Annotated in this window: 14 protein-coding genes; 11 read left to right on the top strand and 3 right to left on the bottom strand. The window is 66.6% G+C overall.

Features of this window, described 5'->3' with window-relative positions; genetic code table 11:
• Positions 1-2 precede the first annotated feature (2 nt).
• The 3 genes from IC40_RS0115690 to mptB are packed head-to-tail and all read right to left on the bottom strand — an operon-like array spanning position 3 to position 3,363.
• Complete coding sequence (locus IC40_RS0115690) at positions 3-779, bottom strand: ABC transporter permease (RefSeq protein ID WP_030135652.1); 777 nt, start codon at positions 777-779, stop codon at positions 3-5.
• Positions 776-1,714, bottom strand: coding sequence for an ABC transporter ATP-binding protein (locus IC40_RS0115685; protein WP_030135651.1), 939 nt, complete (start codon positions 1,712-1,714; stop codon positions 776-778). Before IC40_RS0115685 ends, IC40_RS0115690 begins: the two co-directional genes overlap by 4 nt.
• Entirely contained in the window at positions 1,711-3,363 is a 1,653-nt protein-coding gene (gene mptB, locus IC40_RS0115680) for a polyprenol phosphomannose-dependent alpha 1,6 mannosyltransferase MptB (protein WP_030135650.1), read from the bottom strand. The genes IC40_RS0115685 and mptB overlap by 4 nt, the downstream gene beginning before the upstream one ends.
• Positions 3,364-3,453: 90 nt before the next feature.
• On the opposite strand from mptB, the gene IC40_RS26555 reads away from it, so the two are divergent.
• From IC40_RS26555 to IC40_RS0115610, 11 genes are all read left to right on the top strand, one after another.
• Positions 3,454-4,227 (top strand): helix-turn-helix transcriptional regulator, encoded by a 774-nt coding sequence (locus IC40_RS26555; protein ID WP_051644358.1) that lies wholly within the window; start codon positions 3,454-3,456, stop codon positions 4,225-4,227.
• Positions 4,224-5,654 carry a Fe-S cluster assembly protein SufB gene (sufB, locus tag IC40_RS0115670; RefSeq protein ID WP_030135648.1) on the top strand — a complete coding sequence of 477 codons (1,431 nt, stop codon included), beginning with the start codon at positions 4,224-4,226 and terminating at the stop codon, positions 5,652-5,654. The genes IC40_RS26555 and sufB overlap by 4 nt, the downstream gene beginning before the upstream one ends.
• A 14-nt stretch (positions 5,655-5,668) precedes the next feature.
• Positions 5,669-6,862 (top strand): Fe-S cluster assembly protein SufD, encoded by a 1,194-nt coding sequence (gene sufD / locus IC40_RS0115665; RefSeq protein WP_030135647.1) that lies wholly within the window; start codon positions 5,669-5,671, stop codon positions 6,860-6,862.
• Positions 6,859-7,626 (top strand): Fe-S cluster assembly ATPase SufC, encoded by a 768-nt coding sequence (gene sufC, locus IC40_RS0115660; protein ID WP_030135646.1) that lies wholly within the window; start codon positions 6,859-6,861, stop codon positions 7,624-7,626. Before sufD ends, sufC begins: the two co-directional genes overlap by 4 nt.
• Positions 7,627-7,656: 30 nt before the next feature.
• Positions 7,657-8,922 carry a cysteine desulfurase gene (locus tag IC40_RS0115655; protein ID WP_030135645.1) on the top strand — a complete coding sequence of 422 codons (1,266 nt, stop codon included), beginning with the start codon at positions 7,657-7,659 and terminating at the stop codon, positions 8,920-8,922.
• Positions 8,919-9,380, top strand: coding sequence for a Fe-S cluster assembly sulfur transfer protein SufU (gene sufU, locus IC40_RS0115650; RefSeq protein ID WP_030135644.1), 462 nt, complete (start codon positions 8,919-8,921; stop codon positions 9,378-9,380). The genes IC40_RS0115655 and sufU overlap by 4 nt, the downstream gene beginning before the upstream one ends.
• On the top strand, positions 9,377-9,724 hold the full coding sequence (locus tag IC40_RS0115645; RefSeq protein WP_019513131.1) for a metal-sulfur cluster assembly factor: 348 nt from the start codon (positions 9,377-9,379) through the stop codon (positions 9,722-9,724). Before sufU ends, IC40_RS0115645 begins: the two co-directional genes overlap by 4 nt.
• Positions 9,725-10,187: 463 nt before the next feature.
• On the top strand, positions 10,188-11,960 hold the full coding sequence (locus IC40_RS28265; protein WP_234411582.1) for a family 16 glycosylhydrolase: 1,773 nt from the start codon (positions 10,188-10,190) through the stop codon (positions 11,958-11,960).
• A gap of 67 nt (positions 11,961-12,027) precedes the next feature.
• Positions 12,028-12,381 (top strand): thioredoxin, encoded by a 354-nt coding sequence (gene trxA / locus IC40_RS0115620; RefSeq protein ID WP_030135640.1) that lies wholly within the window; start codon positions 12,028-12,030, stop codon positions 12,379-12,381.
• Positions 12,382-12,427: 46 nt separating this feature from the next.
• Positions 12,428-13,258, top strand: coding sequence for an enoyl-CoA hydratase (locus IC40_RS0115615; RefSeq protein WP_036470091.1), 831 nt, complete (start codon positions 12,428-12,430; stop codon positions 13,256-13,258).
• 24 nt (positions 13,259-13,282) lie between these two features.
• Positions 13,283-14,917, top strand: coding sequence for an ABC-F family ATP-binding cassette domain-containing protein (locus IC40_RS0115610; RefSeq protein ID WP_030135638.1), 1,635 nt, complete (start codon positions 13,283-13,285; stop codon positions 14,915-14,917).
• Positions 14,918-14,956 lie beyond the last annotated feature (39 nt).

Raw genomic sequence — 14,956 nt, 5'->3', positions numbered from 1 at the left:
CGTCAGGTGAACCGGAACCAGCGCAGCGCCGCCAGCGCCGACAACACGCCCCAACCGGCCAGCACGGCAACCCCGAACCAGTCCACCGACAGCGTCATCGCCTGCGTCAGCGCCTCGGTCAGCGCTCCGGACGGTGTCAACCTGGCCACCCAGCGCAGTGCCGCCGGCACCGGGCCGCCGTCGAGGGTCAACGCGCCGAGCCCGGCGAAGACGAACCACAGCAGGTTCGCCAGCGCCAGCACGATCTCCGAGCGCAGCGTGCCGCCGAGGAGCAGACCGAGTGCGGCGAACGCCGCCGTGCCCAGTGCGATCACGACCGCGCCCAACGCCAGGGCCGCGACCGGCGGCCGCCAGCCCAGCGCGACACCGATGGCGCCCAACAGGATCGACTGTAGGAAGACCACGGTCACGACGGCCAGCGATTTGCCTGCGATCACACCCCACACCGGCAGCGCGGTCGCACCCAGCCGCTTGAGCGCCCCGTACCGGCGATCGAACGCGACGGCGATGGCCTGCCCGGTGAACGCCGTGGAGATGACCGCCAGCGCCATGATGGCCGGCGTGAAGGTCGCCGCGCGGTTGTCACCGAACTCACCCAGCGGCAGCAGCGTGAGGCCGACCAGCAGGGTGATCGGGATGAACATGGTGAGCAGCAGCTGCTCGCCGTTGCGCAACAACAGTTTGAGCTCGAGCCCGAACTGGGCTCTGAGCATCGCACCGACAGCGGCCGGCCGGGGATCGGGGGAGAACGTCCCTGCCGCAAAACGATTCGTACTCATCTCAGCTCCCGCCCGGTCAGATCGAGGAAGACGTCCTCCAGGCTGCGTTGCTCCACCCGCATGTCGGTGGCCAGCACGTTGACCCGGGCGCACCACGCGGTGACGGTGGCCAGCACCTGCGGATCGATCCGGCCCTCCACCAGATACTCGCCCGCGGTCGTCTCGCTGGCCCGGTAGTTCTCCGGCAGCGCCGAGACGAGCAGCGACAGGTCGAGCCGGGGCGGCGCCGTGAAACGCAATTGGTTCTCGGCTCCGCTGCGCATCAACTCGGCGGGGGTGCCCGCGGCGACGGTGCGGCCGTGATCGATGATGACCAGCCGGTCGGCCAGCTCTTCGGCCTCGCTCAGGTGATGGGTGGTCAGGACGACGGTGACGCCGTCGCGGCGCAGCGCGTCGATCAATTCCCACACCACGATGCGGGCGTGGGCATCCATGCCCGCGGTCGGTTCGTCGAGGAACACCAGTTCGGGCCGCCCCACGACGGCACAGGCCAGCGCCAGTCGTTGCTGCTGGCCACCGGAGAGCCTGCGGTAGGTGGTGCGGGCGGCATCGGTGAGACCGAGGGTGTCGAGCAGCCACTGCGGGTCCAGGGGATCGGCGGCATACGAGGCCACCAGGTTCAGCATCTCGCCGGCACGGGCCGCCGGGTAGCCGCCGCCACCCTGCAACATGACACCGATCCGCTCGCGCAATCGGGCGTTGTCCGTCGCGGGGTCCAGACCGAGGATTTCGATGCGACCGGAGTCCGGCCGCAGGAATCCCTCGCACATCTCCACGGTCGTGGTCTTGCCCGCGCCGTTGGGTCCGAGGAGGGCGAACACCTCGGCGCGGCGCACCTCCAGATCGAGATTGTCGACGGCGGCAGGTGCCGAGGCCGGTCCGTAGCGTTTGGTCACCCCGAGCAGGCGTACGACAGCGTCAGAACCGGTGGTCACGGAGATTCAGCGTAGGCGTCGGGTCTGGCAGCCGGTGGCTCCGGTCCGGGTCGCGGGTCGTCGGCACCCGGCGGTGGCAGTGCGCGCCAGGGCAGATGCCGGTAGGTGATGGCGATGATGATCAGCACGATCACCGCGCTGGCCAGCGTGGCGTCCAGAATCTGGAACAGCGCGAACCGGTCGCCGTTGGCGGTCGGACCGAAGATGCCGACCACCAGCGTGATACCGATGGCCGACCCGCGGAATCCCGGTCGGGTGGCCCAGGTGGCCAGCGGGATGATTGCCCACAGCAGATACCAGGGCTGCACGACCGGGAACAACAACACGCTGGCGCCCAGCGCGACACCGAGGCCACCGACCGGATGCAGCCGGCCGCGCAGCACGGCCAGCAGCAGCCAGGTCACCAGGACCGCGATGATGATCACACCGATACCGCGGGTGAGTCCCAGCACCGATGTCGTGTGGTCGCCGAGCCCGAGCAGGATGCCGACCTGGCCGGTGCCGAGGGCGATCAGCGTCGGAGGTGACATCCAGGATCGGACGACGTTGGCGGTGCCGAGGGTGAACACCCAGCCGAAGCCGAGGCCACTGGCCCAGCCGATGATCGCCATCACCGCCAGGGACAGCGCGCCGAGTGAGAAGCTGGCGGCGAGGAACGCCTTCACGGTGCCGCCCCAGTGCCAGGCCAAGGCCATCACCACGAAGCCCATTGCCAGTAGGGCGGGCAGCTTCACCTGCGACGACATCGTGATGAGCACGGTGCCCGCGGCGAGCATCGCCGCGGCGTGCGGTGGCAGCCGCCAACTGTGTTCGCGCACGCCGTCGATACCGCGTAGCGCGAACTCGGTGCCGGCCAGCATCAGGCCGAGCATCAGCGCCTCGTTGTGGATGCCCGCGACGAGGTGCATGAACAACAGCGGGTTGCACGGACCCAGCCAGAGCGCGCTGACCTCTGCGACACCGCACCGCTGGGCCAACCGCGGGGTGGCCCAGACGATGAGGCCGACCCCGACGAGCACCACCAGCCGGTGGCACAGCACCGCAGCGACGATGTTGTCCCCGGTGAGCACCGAGATACCCTCGCCGATCCACAGGAACAGCGGTCCGTAGGGGGCCGGGGTCTCACGCCAGAGACTGGGCACCGAGAGAGTGAAGACATGGTCGAGCCCGAGCCCCGGTGCGGGGCCGACCTGATAGGGGTCCAGCCCGATCCGGGCTATCTGACTCTGCGCCAGATATGAGTAGACGTCCTTGCTGTACATCGGTGGGGCGATCAGCAGGGGCAGCAACCACAGGAGCAGGGTGCGGTCGAGCTGACTGCGGGACATCTTGTGCGGCCCGAGTGCGAAGCGGCCCAGCATCAGCCAGGCCAGCGCCATCATCACCGCGCCGGTCGTCGTCATGGTCAGCGATACGGTCTGGATGCGCGAGGGCAGGTTGAGCAGCCGCACGCCGAACGTCGGGTCCTGGACGACGGGACGGGCCCCCGCGCCCAGCGCGCCGATGGCCATCAGTACCGTCCCGGTCGCACCGAACACCCTGGTCCGGCGCAGCGAGACGACCTCGGCATTGTTCAGCGGCGAACCGACGGCCTGCTCGTCGGCATGCCAACGGGCCACCGCGGAACTGAAGGACCCGAGGGCGGTCATTCGAGCAGCGTAACGGCCGCCGGCAAGCCGCCCTTCCGGGTAAGGGTTACCTTGGTGGAACCGGTGATCGAATTCCGTCACAATGGTGTTGTGAAATTACGTCCGGAGACTCCCGCCGCCCCTGGCGGCGCGCTGTCTTCGGTCTCCACCGATGGACACACCCGTGGTGCCATCGTCCAGTTGCTGCTGGAGGGTCCGGTCACCGCCGGCGACATCGGAACCCGATTGGGCATCTCGGCTGCCGGCGTGCGTCGGCACCTCGACGCGCTGATCGAGGCCGGTGACGCCGAGGCGAGTGCGGCGGCGGCGTGGCAGCACAACGGTCGCGGCAGGCCGGCCAAGCGCTATCGGCTCACCGCTGCCGGGCGTGGAAAGCTCACCCACGCCTATGACGACCTCGCCGCGGCGGCCATGCGTCAGCTACGGGAGATCGGCGGAGATGATGCCGTTCGCACGTTCGCACGCCGCCGGATCGACGATCTGCTCGCCGGGATCGACGATGCCGTGTCGACCGGTGACGTCGAGCAGACCGCCAACGAGGTCGCCGCGGCGCTGACCGAGGCCGGTTATGCGACGTCCACGGCACCGGTTGCCGGGCCGTTGCCCGGCGTGCAGCTCTGTCAGCATCACTGCCCGGTATCGCATGTGGCCGAGGAGTTCCCGGAGCTGTGTGAGGCCGAGCAGGAGGCCTTCGCGGAGATTCTGGGCACCCATGTCCAACGGCTGGCCACCATCAGCAACGGTGATTTCGCCTGCACCACACACGTTCCACTGAGCTCGACTCCGGCCACCGCCGGCGAGCCCACCGATGATCGGCACGCAGCCCGCGCCGATTCCACCACCACACAAGGAGTGTCGCGATGACCCTCACCCCCGAGACACCATTGACCCAGGAGGAAACCATTGCCTCCCTGGGCAATTACGGTTACGGCTGGTCGGATTCCGACGTCGCCGGCGCCAGTGCCCAGCGCGGTCTGTCCGAGGCGGTGGTCCGCGACATCTCGGCCAAGAAGAACGAGCCCGAATGGATGCTCGACATCCGCTTGAAGGCGCTTCGGACCTTCGACAAGAAGCCGATGCCCAACTGGGGATCGGATCTGGACGGCATCTACTTCGACAACATCAAGTACTTCGTGCGCTCCAGCGAGAAGCAGGCCGCCACGTGGGACGATCTGCCCGCAGATATCAAGAACACCTACGACAAGCTGGGCATCCCGGAGGCCGAGAAGCAGCGGCTCGTCTCCGGTGTCGCGGCCCAGTACGAGTCCGAGGTCGTCTACCACTCGATCCGTGAGGACCTCGAGGCCCAGGGCGTGATCTTCCTGGACACCGACTCGGGTCTGCGCGAGCACCCGGAGATCTTCAAGAAGTACTTCGGCACCGTCATCCCGGCCGGTGACAACAAGTTCTCCGCGCTGAACACCGCCGTGTGGTCGGGTGGTTCGTTCATCTATGTCCCGCCGGGCGTGCACGTCGACATCCCGTTGCAGGCCTACTTCCGGATCAACACCGAGAACATGGGCCAGTTCGAGCGCACCCTGATCATCGCCGACGAGGGCTCCTACGTGCACTACGTCGAGGGCTGCACGGCGCCGATCTACAAGAGCGATTCGCTGCACTCGGCGGTGGTGGAGATCATCTGCAAGCCCAATGCGCGGGTTCGGTACACGACCATCCAGAACTGGTCGAACAATGTCTACAACCTGGTCACCAAGCGGGCCCGTGCCGAGGCCGGCGCCACCATGGAGTGGGTCGACGGCAACATCGGGTCGAAGGTGACGATGAAGTACCCGGCCGTGTGGATGACCGGTGAATACGCCAAGGGCGAGGTGCTCTCGGTGGCGTTCGCCGGCGAAGGCCAGCACCAGGACACCGGCGCCAAGATGCTGCACCTGGCGCCCAACACGTCGAGCAACATCGTGTCCAAGTCGGTGGCGCGCGGCGGTGGCCGCGCCTCCTACCGCGGGCTGGTTCAGGTCAACAAGGGTGCGCACGGCTCGAAGTCGAGCGTGAAATGCGATGCGCTGCTGGTCGACACGATCAGCCGCAGCGACACCTACCCCTATGTCGACATCCGCGAGGACGATGTCACGATGGGCCATGAGGCCACAGTGTCGAAGGTCAGCGAGGATCAGATGTTCTACCTGATGAGCCGCGGCATGACCGAGGACGAGGCGATGGCCATGGTGGTGCGCGGCTTCGTCGAGCCCATCGCGAAGGAGTTGCCCATGGAGTACGCCCTTGAGCTCAACCGGCTGATCGAACTCCAGATGGAAGGGGCTGTCGGTTAATGACGGCATCGCACATGACCGACGCGGTGGAAGGCGGCCGTAAGTCCGGCTCGGCCCTCAACGCGAACAAGGGCGAGCAGTTCGCCTCCTTCGACGTCGAGGCGTTCGAGGTACCCGGGGGCCGTGACGAGCTGTGGCGGTTCACCCCGCTCAAGCGGCTGCGCGGTCTGCACGACGGCTCCGCCCCGGCGACCGGTGCGGCGCTGATCGAGGTCAGTGAGCGTCCCGGTGTGACGGTCGAGACCGTTGCGCGGGACGACGAGCGACTCGGGCAGGGCGGTATACCCGCCGACCGCGTTGCGGCCCAGGCCTACTCGTCGTTCGGCAATGCCACCGTGGTGACCGTGGTCCGCGACACCGAGGTCGCCGAGCCCATCGAGATCGTCGTCACCGGTCCCGGTGAGGGCAATGTCGCCTACGGGCACCTGCAGATCCGGGTGGAAGAGCTGTCCCGGGCGACCGTGGTGGTCGACCTGCGCGGCAGCGGCACGTACGCCGACAACGTCGAGATCATCGTCGGTGACTCGGCCCGACTCGGCGTCATCTGGATCGCCGACTGGGCCGATGACATGGTGCACGTCAGCTCGCATCATGCCCGGATCGGCAAGGATGCGGTGCTCGGCCACGTCAACGTCACCCTCGGTGGCGATGTGGTGCGTACCACCGCCACCGTGCGGTTCACCGCTCAGGGCGGCGAAGCCCAGTTGCTCGGCACCTACTTCGCCGACGACGGTCAGCACTTCGAGTCGCGGTTGCTCGTCGACCACGCGGTACCGAACTGCAAGTCCGACGTGCTGTACAAAGGTGCGCTGCAAGGCGATCCGGCCTCCGACAAGCCGGATGCGCACACCGTGTGGATCGGTGACGTGCTGATCCGCGCCGAGGCCACCGGCACAGACACCTACGAGGCGAACCGCAACCTGGTGCTCACCGACGGCGCCCGTGCCGATTCGGTGCCCAACCTGGAGATCGAGACCGGTGAGATCGCCGGTGCCGGCCACGCCAGTGCCACCGGCCGTTTCGATGACGAGCAGCTGTTCTATCTGCGTGCCCGGGGTATTCCCGAGGAGGCGGCCCGCCGTCTGGTGGTCCGCGGCTTCTTCGGCGAGATCATCGCCAAGATCGCGGTGCCCGCCGTGCGCGAACGCCTGACCGAAGCCATCGAACGAGAACTAGCCATCACGGAATCGAAAGCAGCCCAAGAATGACCACGCTCGAAGTCAAAGACCTCAACGTCTCCGTCGCCAATCCTGAAGGCGGGGAAGACATTCCCATCCTCAAGGGGGTGAACCTGACCGTGCGGTCGGGGGAGACCCACGCGGTGATGGGTCCCAACGGATCCGGTAAGTCCACGCTGTCCTACGCGATCGCCGGCCATCCCAAGTACAAGGTGACCTCCGGTGCGATCACCCTCGACGGTGCCGATGTGCTCGAGATGAGTGTCGACGAGCGGGCCCGCGCCGGACTTTTCCTGGCCATGCAGTACCCGGTCGAGGTGCCCGGTGTGTCGATGTCGAACTTCCTGCGTACCGCGGCCACCGCGGTACGCGGTGAGGCCCCGAAGCTGCGACACTGGGTCAAAGAGGTCAAGGGCGCGATGACCGACCTGGACATCGACCCGACCTTCAGCGAGCGCAGCGTGAACGAAGGCTTCTCCGGTGGTGAGAAGAAGCGTCACGAGATTCTGCAGCTGTCGCTGCTCAAGCCGAAGATCGCCATCCTCGATGAGACCGATTCTGGGCTCGACGTCGACGCCCTGCGCATCGTCAGCGAGGGCGTGAACCGCTACGCCGACGCCGAAAACGGTGGCCTGCTGCTGATCACGCACTACACCCGGATCCTGCGCTACATCCGCCCGCAGTTCGTGCACGTGTTCTACGACGGCCGGATCATCGAGTCTGGCGGCCCGGAACTGGCCGACGAGCTCGAAGAGAACGGTTACGAGCGATTCACCCAGGCAGCGGCAACCTAGCCACATCCACCGCGTAGGAGGAGCCAGACCATGACAACGACATCCGTCGACCGCGCACTGGATCGGGAGGGGATCGCCCGCATCCGGGCCGACTTCCCCATCCTGAACCGGGTGATGCGCGGCGGGTGTCAGTTGGCATATCTGGATTCCGGTGCGACCTCGCAGAAGCCGCTGCAGGTACTCGATGCCGAACGCACCTTCCTGACCACCTCCAACGGCGCGGTGCACCGCGGAGCCCATCAGCTGATGGAGGAGTCGACCGATGCCTACGAGCAGGGCCGCGCAGATATCGCGGCGTTCGTCGGTGCCGATGACGATGAGCTGGTGTTCACCAAGAACGCCACCGAGGCCATCAATCTGGTCGCCTACACGTTGGGGGACCGGCGCTTCGCGAATGCGGTCGGGCCCGGGGACGTCATCGTCACCACCGAGCTCGAGCACCACGCCAATCTGATCCCCTGGCAGGAGCTGGCGGCACGCACCGGGGCGACGCTGAAGTGGTACGCCGTCTCCGCGGACGGCCGTATTGATCTGGACAGTCTCCAGCTCGACGAGCGGGTGAAAGTGGTTGCCTTCACCCATCACTCGAACGTCACCGGCGCGATCGCTCCGGTCGCCGAATTGGTGGCGCGGGCCAAGGCGGTGGGTGCGCTGACCGTGCTGGACGCGTGCCAGTCGGTACCGCACCAGCCGGTGGACTTCCACGCCCTCGGCGTGGATTTCGCGGCCTTCTCCGGGCACAAGATGTTGGGCCCCACCGGGATCGGCGCACTGTACGGCAGGCGCGAGCTGTTGAACCTGCTGCCGCCGTTCCTGACCGGCGGTTCGATGATCGAAACCGTCACCATGGAGAAGGCCACCTACGCGGCGGCACCGCAGCGATTCGAGGCGGGTACGCCGATGACCTCGCAGGTTGTCGGGTTGGCCGCCGCGGCGCAGTACCTGAGGGCGATCGGCATGGACAACGTCCAGGCTCACGAGAACGCGCTGGTGGCCGCCGCGCTGGACGGCCTGGCCACCGTGCCGGGTGTGCGCATCATCGGCCCGGCGGGTACCGAACACCGTGGATCGCCGGTCAGCTTCGTCGTCGAGGGCATTCACGCCCATGATGTCGGCCAGGTGCTCGATGACGAGGGCGTGGCGGTGCGGGTCGGCCATCACTGCGCGGCCCCGCTGCACCGCAGGTTCGGTATCAGCGCTACCGCGCGCGCGTCGTTCGCGGTGTACAACACCCTCGACGAGGTGGACCGGCTGGTCGCGGGCGTCCAACGGGCGGTGGAGTTCTTCGCCCGATGAGAATGGAACAGATGTACCAGGAAGTGATCCTGGACCATTACAAACATCCGCACCACCGCGGGCTGCGGGACCCGTTCGACGCCGAGGTGCACCACGTCAACCCGACATGCGGTGACGAGGTGACCCTGCGGGTGCGGCTCTCGGGCGATTCGGACACGGTTCTGGACGTGTCCTACGACGGGCAGGGTTGCTCGATCAGCCAGGCCGCCACCTCCGTGCTCACCGATCAGGTGATCGGCCAGACCGTCGGGGATGCCCTCAAGACCGTCGCCGCTTTCACCGAGATGATCTCCTCGCGTGGCAACATCGCCGGTGACGAGGAGGTGATCGGCGACGGTATCGCCTTCGCCGGTGTGGCCAAGTATCCGGCGCGGGTGAAGTGCGCGTTGCTGGGGTGGAGCGCTTTCAAAGCTGCGCTGGCCGAGGCCAGCCATGAGGACGTTGAGGACAAGCGATGAGTGAACCCAAGGCAGGCAATGACGAGTTTCTCGCCGACCTGGAAGAGGCCATGCGCGACGTCGTCGATCCCGAACTGGGGATCAACGTCGTCGACCTCGGTCTGGTCTACGGCCTGAACGTCGAGGACGGTGAGGCCGGCACCGTCGCCCTCATCGACATGACGCTGACCTCGGCGGCGTGTCCGCTGACCGATGTCATCGAGGACCAGTCCCGTAACGCCCTGGTGGGCCCCGGCCTGGTCGACGAGATCAAGATCAACTGGGTCTGGAACCCGCCGTGGGGGCCGGACAAGATCACCGACGACGGCCGCGAGCAGTTGCGTGCGCTCGGCTTCACTGTCTGAGCAGGTGCGCGCGAGGTCGGCGCGAGTCGGCCAGCAAACAGTCGGAACGGTACGACCGCACCGGTTTTTCCGCGGAAACAGCATGATCATCCCGACCGGTGACCTCGATCGTCGTTAACTGACTTCCTTGCTGGCGACGAGACGTGCGGTGTCACGGGCCAATTCGGGCCCGTGGTGTCGCAATTTTGCCCCCGCATTCGGCCCTCCGGTGGGCGGTGTGTCCGTTATTGTTCGACGTGCGACGGTCCGCCGCCGCAAGCACGGTCAAATATTTGGTGGCAAAACGAGTTTCAGTGCGGCGACCGTTCCGGGATCGGCGCACTGGTTGCGGTCTGCTGTGTGACGATTTGAGTTTGTGCTGGGCGTGATCGGTGGATGGTGTTGTGCCGTCGCGATGCTCGCCACGAGCCCGGTCGATGTCGCGCCCTCCCGCCTTTGCGTTCAGTGAAGGAGGACAGCGGCTATGCCCACGACTGATATGCCCACGACTGATGAGGTCCGCAAGCGGTGTGAACGCCGGCTATGGCTCGGAGCGGGGATGATGACCGCCGGTCTGGCCGCCGCCATCGCCTCCGGGCAGGGGATGGCCGCCGCGACCGCCGACGAAGGGGCGACCACAAGCAGTACCAGTGTCGGCAGCTCGGCCGGTGACTCGTCCGCGCCGGCCAGGTCGGCCCCGACCGAATCCGGACGTGACTCGTCGCAGTCCGAAACCGTCTCGGCCGGTCGGGTGTCGACCGATGCGGACCCGACAGAGTCGACCGGAAGCCGCGCGCAGCGCAGCCCGTCACGGCTGAACGAGACCACCCGATCCGCGGCGCGGCACGAGGCATCCACCCGCAGCGACGAGTCCGACACGATGGCGGAATTCGGCCGGCCACGGACTGTCGCGGTCGCCGATATCGAGGTCGGGTCCGAGGTCGGGTTCGAAACCGATTCGCAGACAGCGGCTCCGGTGACGGATGCGGTGGCCGAACCTGGTGAGGTGATCGTCGAGGAGTGGCCCGACAAACCCTACGACCGGCGCAGGTCGGAATCGGACATCCGCCGTGGGCAGACCGGTCGTGACGACGGCCATGCCGCCGCCCGTCCCGGGGTCAACGAACAGGGCAACCTGCCCCCGTCGACCGACGATGATCGGGGTTCATCGGAAGCAGCTGTCGCACAGGGTGTTTCGCTCAAGTCGGCCATCGCGGCCACCGCGGCCACCGCGGCCACCGCGGCCGAGGCGGCAGCGCCCGCCGCGTTCGGCAGCATGGTGCACGAGGTGATGGCACGCCTGGGCCTGAGTCCGGTGATGCAGGCCCTCGACCATATCCGCACCGAGATCACGGCGATGATCCATCATGCGTGGGCGCAGGTGCGCACGCTCTTCCTCGGACCGTCCCGCACTCCGGTGGTGGTGCCCCCGGACACCGCGCCGGGCAATCCCTCGGCAGGCACCTCCGATCCGGTGCTGTTGTGGGAGACCAACTTCACCTCGTTGGACGAGGCCATGCAGGCGTGGTCGCTGCAGAGCGGACGATGGGGTCAGTCCGCCGGCGAGAATCAGTACTACACACCCGATTTCTCCAATGTCACCGTCGACGAGAACGGTCACCTGGTGATCAGTGTGCGCCGCGAGGCCACCCCGGACAATGCGGCCGCCCCGCACGATTACACGTCGGCGCGGGTGGTGTCCTATGGAAACCAGTCCGTCATGCCCAACAGCAGGATCGTCGCTCGCATCCAGATGCCGTATGCCCAGGGACTGCTGCCGGCCTTCTGGATGGTCGGTCTGGAACCCGGCCACGAGTTCGACTGGCCTCGTCAAGGTGAGGTGGACATCACGGAGTATCCCGGCTTCGGCTCTGCCGACGGCAGGACGCAGTGGACGGGCAATATCCACGGACCTGCGGCCGGCGACAACACCGTCGACGTCAAACTGCACGATGTGGGAGCCGATATCGGCACCGACCTGTCCGCGGGGTTCCACGAGTACGGTATCGACTGGTATGCCGATCGCATCGTCTGGCACGTCGACGGTGTGCAGACCGGTCAGGTGACCAAGGCCGAGTACGAGGCGATGGGCGGTGACTGGACGCCGTTCTCCGGGGCCTGGCCGCACTACCTGATCCTGAACGTGGCGGTGGGCAATCCGTGGACCGGCGACCCAGATCCGACTACGGCGTTCCCCGAACAGCAGATGAAGGTGGACTGGGTGCGCGTCTACTCGCTCGACGCGGTCGCAACCTGATGGCGGGCGGGACATACTGGGAAACGGCACCGGGAATTGGGATTGCCGCCTCGACGTTAGGAAATATGTGAGTACAAAGGACATCACCGCAGCCGAATTCAAGTCGGTCATCGATGACAACGAGATCGTCATCGTCGACTTCTGGGCAACCTGGTGCGGTCCGTGTCGCGCCTTCGCCCCGACGTTCGGTGCCTCCGCGGACAAGCACCCCGATATCGTGCACGCCAAGGTGGATACCGAGGCCGAGCCCGAGCTGGCACAGGCAGCCGAGATCCAGGCCATCCCGACCCTGATGGCCTTCAAGAAGGGACACCAGGTGTTCCGTCAGTCCGGCGCACTCGGTCCCGCTCAGCTCGAGGATCTGATCACCAAGATCAAGGAGTTCGACGTCGACGCAGCGATCGCGTCGCAGCAGAACTGACCGTCGATCTCCGACCGGGCCATCGGGGGGTCCGTGCCGCGATAACGTGCACGGCGTGACTGAACACAGTGAATTCGTAAAGGTCTCCCACCCGGCGCCCGGCGTGGCGTTGGTCACGTTGAACAGGCCCGAGCGGATGAACTCGATGGCCTTCGACGTCATGGTGCCGCTGCGCGCCGTGCTGGGCGATCTGCACCACGACAACTCGGTGCGGGTGATTGTGATGACCGGTGCCGGACGGGGGTTCTCCTCCGGCGCCGACCACAAGTCGGCAGGCTCGGTGCCGCATGTCGACGGTCTGACCCGGCCCTCATTCGCGCTGCGATCCATGGAGGTCCTCGACGATGTGATCCTGGCTCTGCGCCGGTTGCATCAGCCCGTGATCGCCGCTGTCAACGGTGCGGCCATCGGTGGGGGCCTGTGCCTGGCATTGGCTTGCGATATCCGAATCGCCGCGGACGGAGCGTACTTTCGGGCGGCGGGTATCAACAACGGGCTGACGGCCAGCGAGCTGGGCTTGTCCTATCTGCTGCCGCGCGCCATCGGCGCGTCGCGGGCTTTCGAGATCATGCTCACCGGTCGCGATGTCGATGCCGCCGAGGCCGAGCGGATCGGGTTGGTGTCCGCCGTGGTGCCGGATGACGAGCTGTTGGCACGTTGTTTCGAAACCGCGCAGCGGATCGCCGCGTTCTCCCGGCCGGGAATCGAGTTGACCAAGCGGACACTGTGGAGTGGACTGGACGCCGGTAGCTTGGAGGGCCATATGCAGGCCGAGGGACTCGGCCAGTTGTATGTGCGACTGCTCACCGCCAACTTTGAAGAAGCGGTCGCGGCGCGCAAAGATAAGCGGTCGGCCGTATTCACCGACGACAGATGACGACAACCCGAGGAGAGCAGCAGCGTGATCACCGCAACGGACCTGGAGGTCCGCGCCGGGGCGCGCACTCTGCTGTCCATCGAGGGTTCCGCGCTGCGTATCCAGCCCGGCGACCGCATCGGCCTGGTGGGGCGCAACGGTGCAGGCAAGACCACCACCATGCGCATACTGGCCGGTGAGGGTGAGCCTTACGCGGGCAAGATCGAGCGCACCGGCGAGATCGGCTATCTGCCGCAGGACCCGCGGGAGGGCGACCTCGACGTCTTGGCACGCGATCGGGTGCTGTCCGCGCGCGGCCTGGACACCCTGCTGTCGGATCTGGAGAAGCAGCAGGTGCTGATGGCCGAGGTCGCCGACGACGCGGCCAGGGACAAGGCGGTGCGCCGGTACGGCCAACTGGAGGAGCGGTTCGCCGCGCTCGGCGGCTACGCGGCCGAGAGCGAAGCCGGCCGGATCTGTGCCAGCTTGGGCCTGCCCGACCGGGTACTCACCCAGCCGCTGCGCACTCTCTCCGGCGGTCAGCGCCGCCGTGTCGAGCTGGCCAGGATCCTGTTCGCCGCCGGCCAAGGATCGGGTTCCGGATCCTCCAGCACGACACTGTTGCTCGACGAGCCCACCAACCACCTCGATGCGGACTCGATCGGCTGGCTGCGCACCTTCCTGCAGAATCACACGGGCGGCCTCGTGGTGATCAGTCACGATGTCGAGCTGCTCGCCGATGTGGTCAACCGGGTGTGGTTCCTCGACGCCGTGCGTGGTGAGGCCGATGTCTACAACATGGGTTGGCAGCGTTATCTCGACGCGCGGGCCACCGACGAGCAGCGTCGCCGTCGCGAACGCGCCAATGCCGAGAAGAAGGCGGGCGCACTGCGGGCGCAGGCGGCGAAGATGGGCGCCAAGGCCACCAAAGCCGTTGCCGCGCAGAATATGCTGCGTCGTGCCGAGCGGATGATCGCCGAGCTCGATGACGAGCGGGTTGCCGACAAGGTGGCGCGCATCAAATTTCCGGTACCTGCGCCGTGCGGGAAAACACCCTTGGTGGTCAAGGGTTTGACCAAGACATACGGTTCGCTGGAAGTATTCACCGGCGTCGATCTCGCCATCGACCGGGGTTCCCGAGTTGTGGTGTTGGGACTCAACGGTGCCGGTAAGACGACGTTGCTGAGATTGCTGGCCGGTACCGAAACTCCTGATGCCGGTGGGCTTGTCCCTGGCCACGGCCTCAAGATCGGCTACTTCGCACAGGAGCACGACACGCTCGACAACGCCGCGACGGTGTGGGAGAACATCCGGCACGCCGCACCCGACACCGGGGAGCAGGAATTACGAGGCCTGTTGGGCGCCTTCATGTTCACCGGGCCGCAGCTCGATCAGCCCGCAGGCACACTGTCCGGCGGTGAGAAGACGCGGTTGGCGTTGGCCGGTCTGGTGGCCTCCACCGCCAATGTGCTGTTGCTCGACGAACCGACCAACAATCTCGATCCCGCTTCTCGTGAACAGGTTCTCGACGCATTGCGCAGCTATCAGGGCGCGGTGGTGCTGGTGACGCACGATCCCGGTGCGGCCGAAGCCCTGGATCCACAGCGGGTGGTGCTGTTGCCCGATGGCACCGAGGACTTCTGGTCGACCGAGTATCGGGACCTCATCGAACTGGCATAGGCCGTTCTGCAAGGCTTTTCATCGATTCCACCCACACGC

It is taken from the genome of Mycolicibacterium neoaurum ATCC 25795 (genome assembly GCF_000691525.1).
In the GTDB taxonomy this organism is placed as follows: domain Bacteria; phylum Actinomycetota; class Actinomycetes; order Mycobacteriales; family Mycobacteriaceae; genus Mycobacterium; species Mycobacterium neoaurum.
The sequence above is the reverse complement of the archived record's forward strand: the minus strand, read 5'-3'. Positions and strand labels throughout refer to the sequence as shown.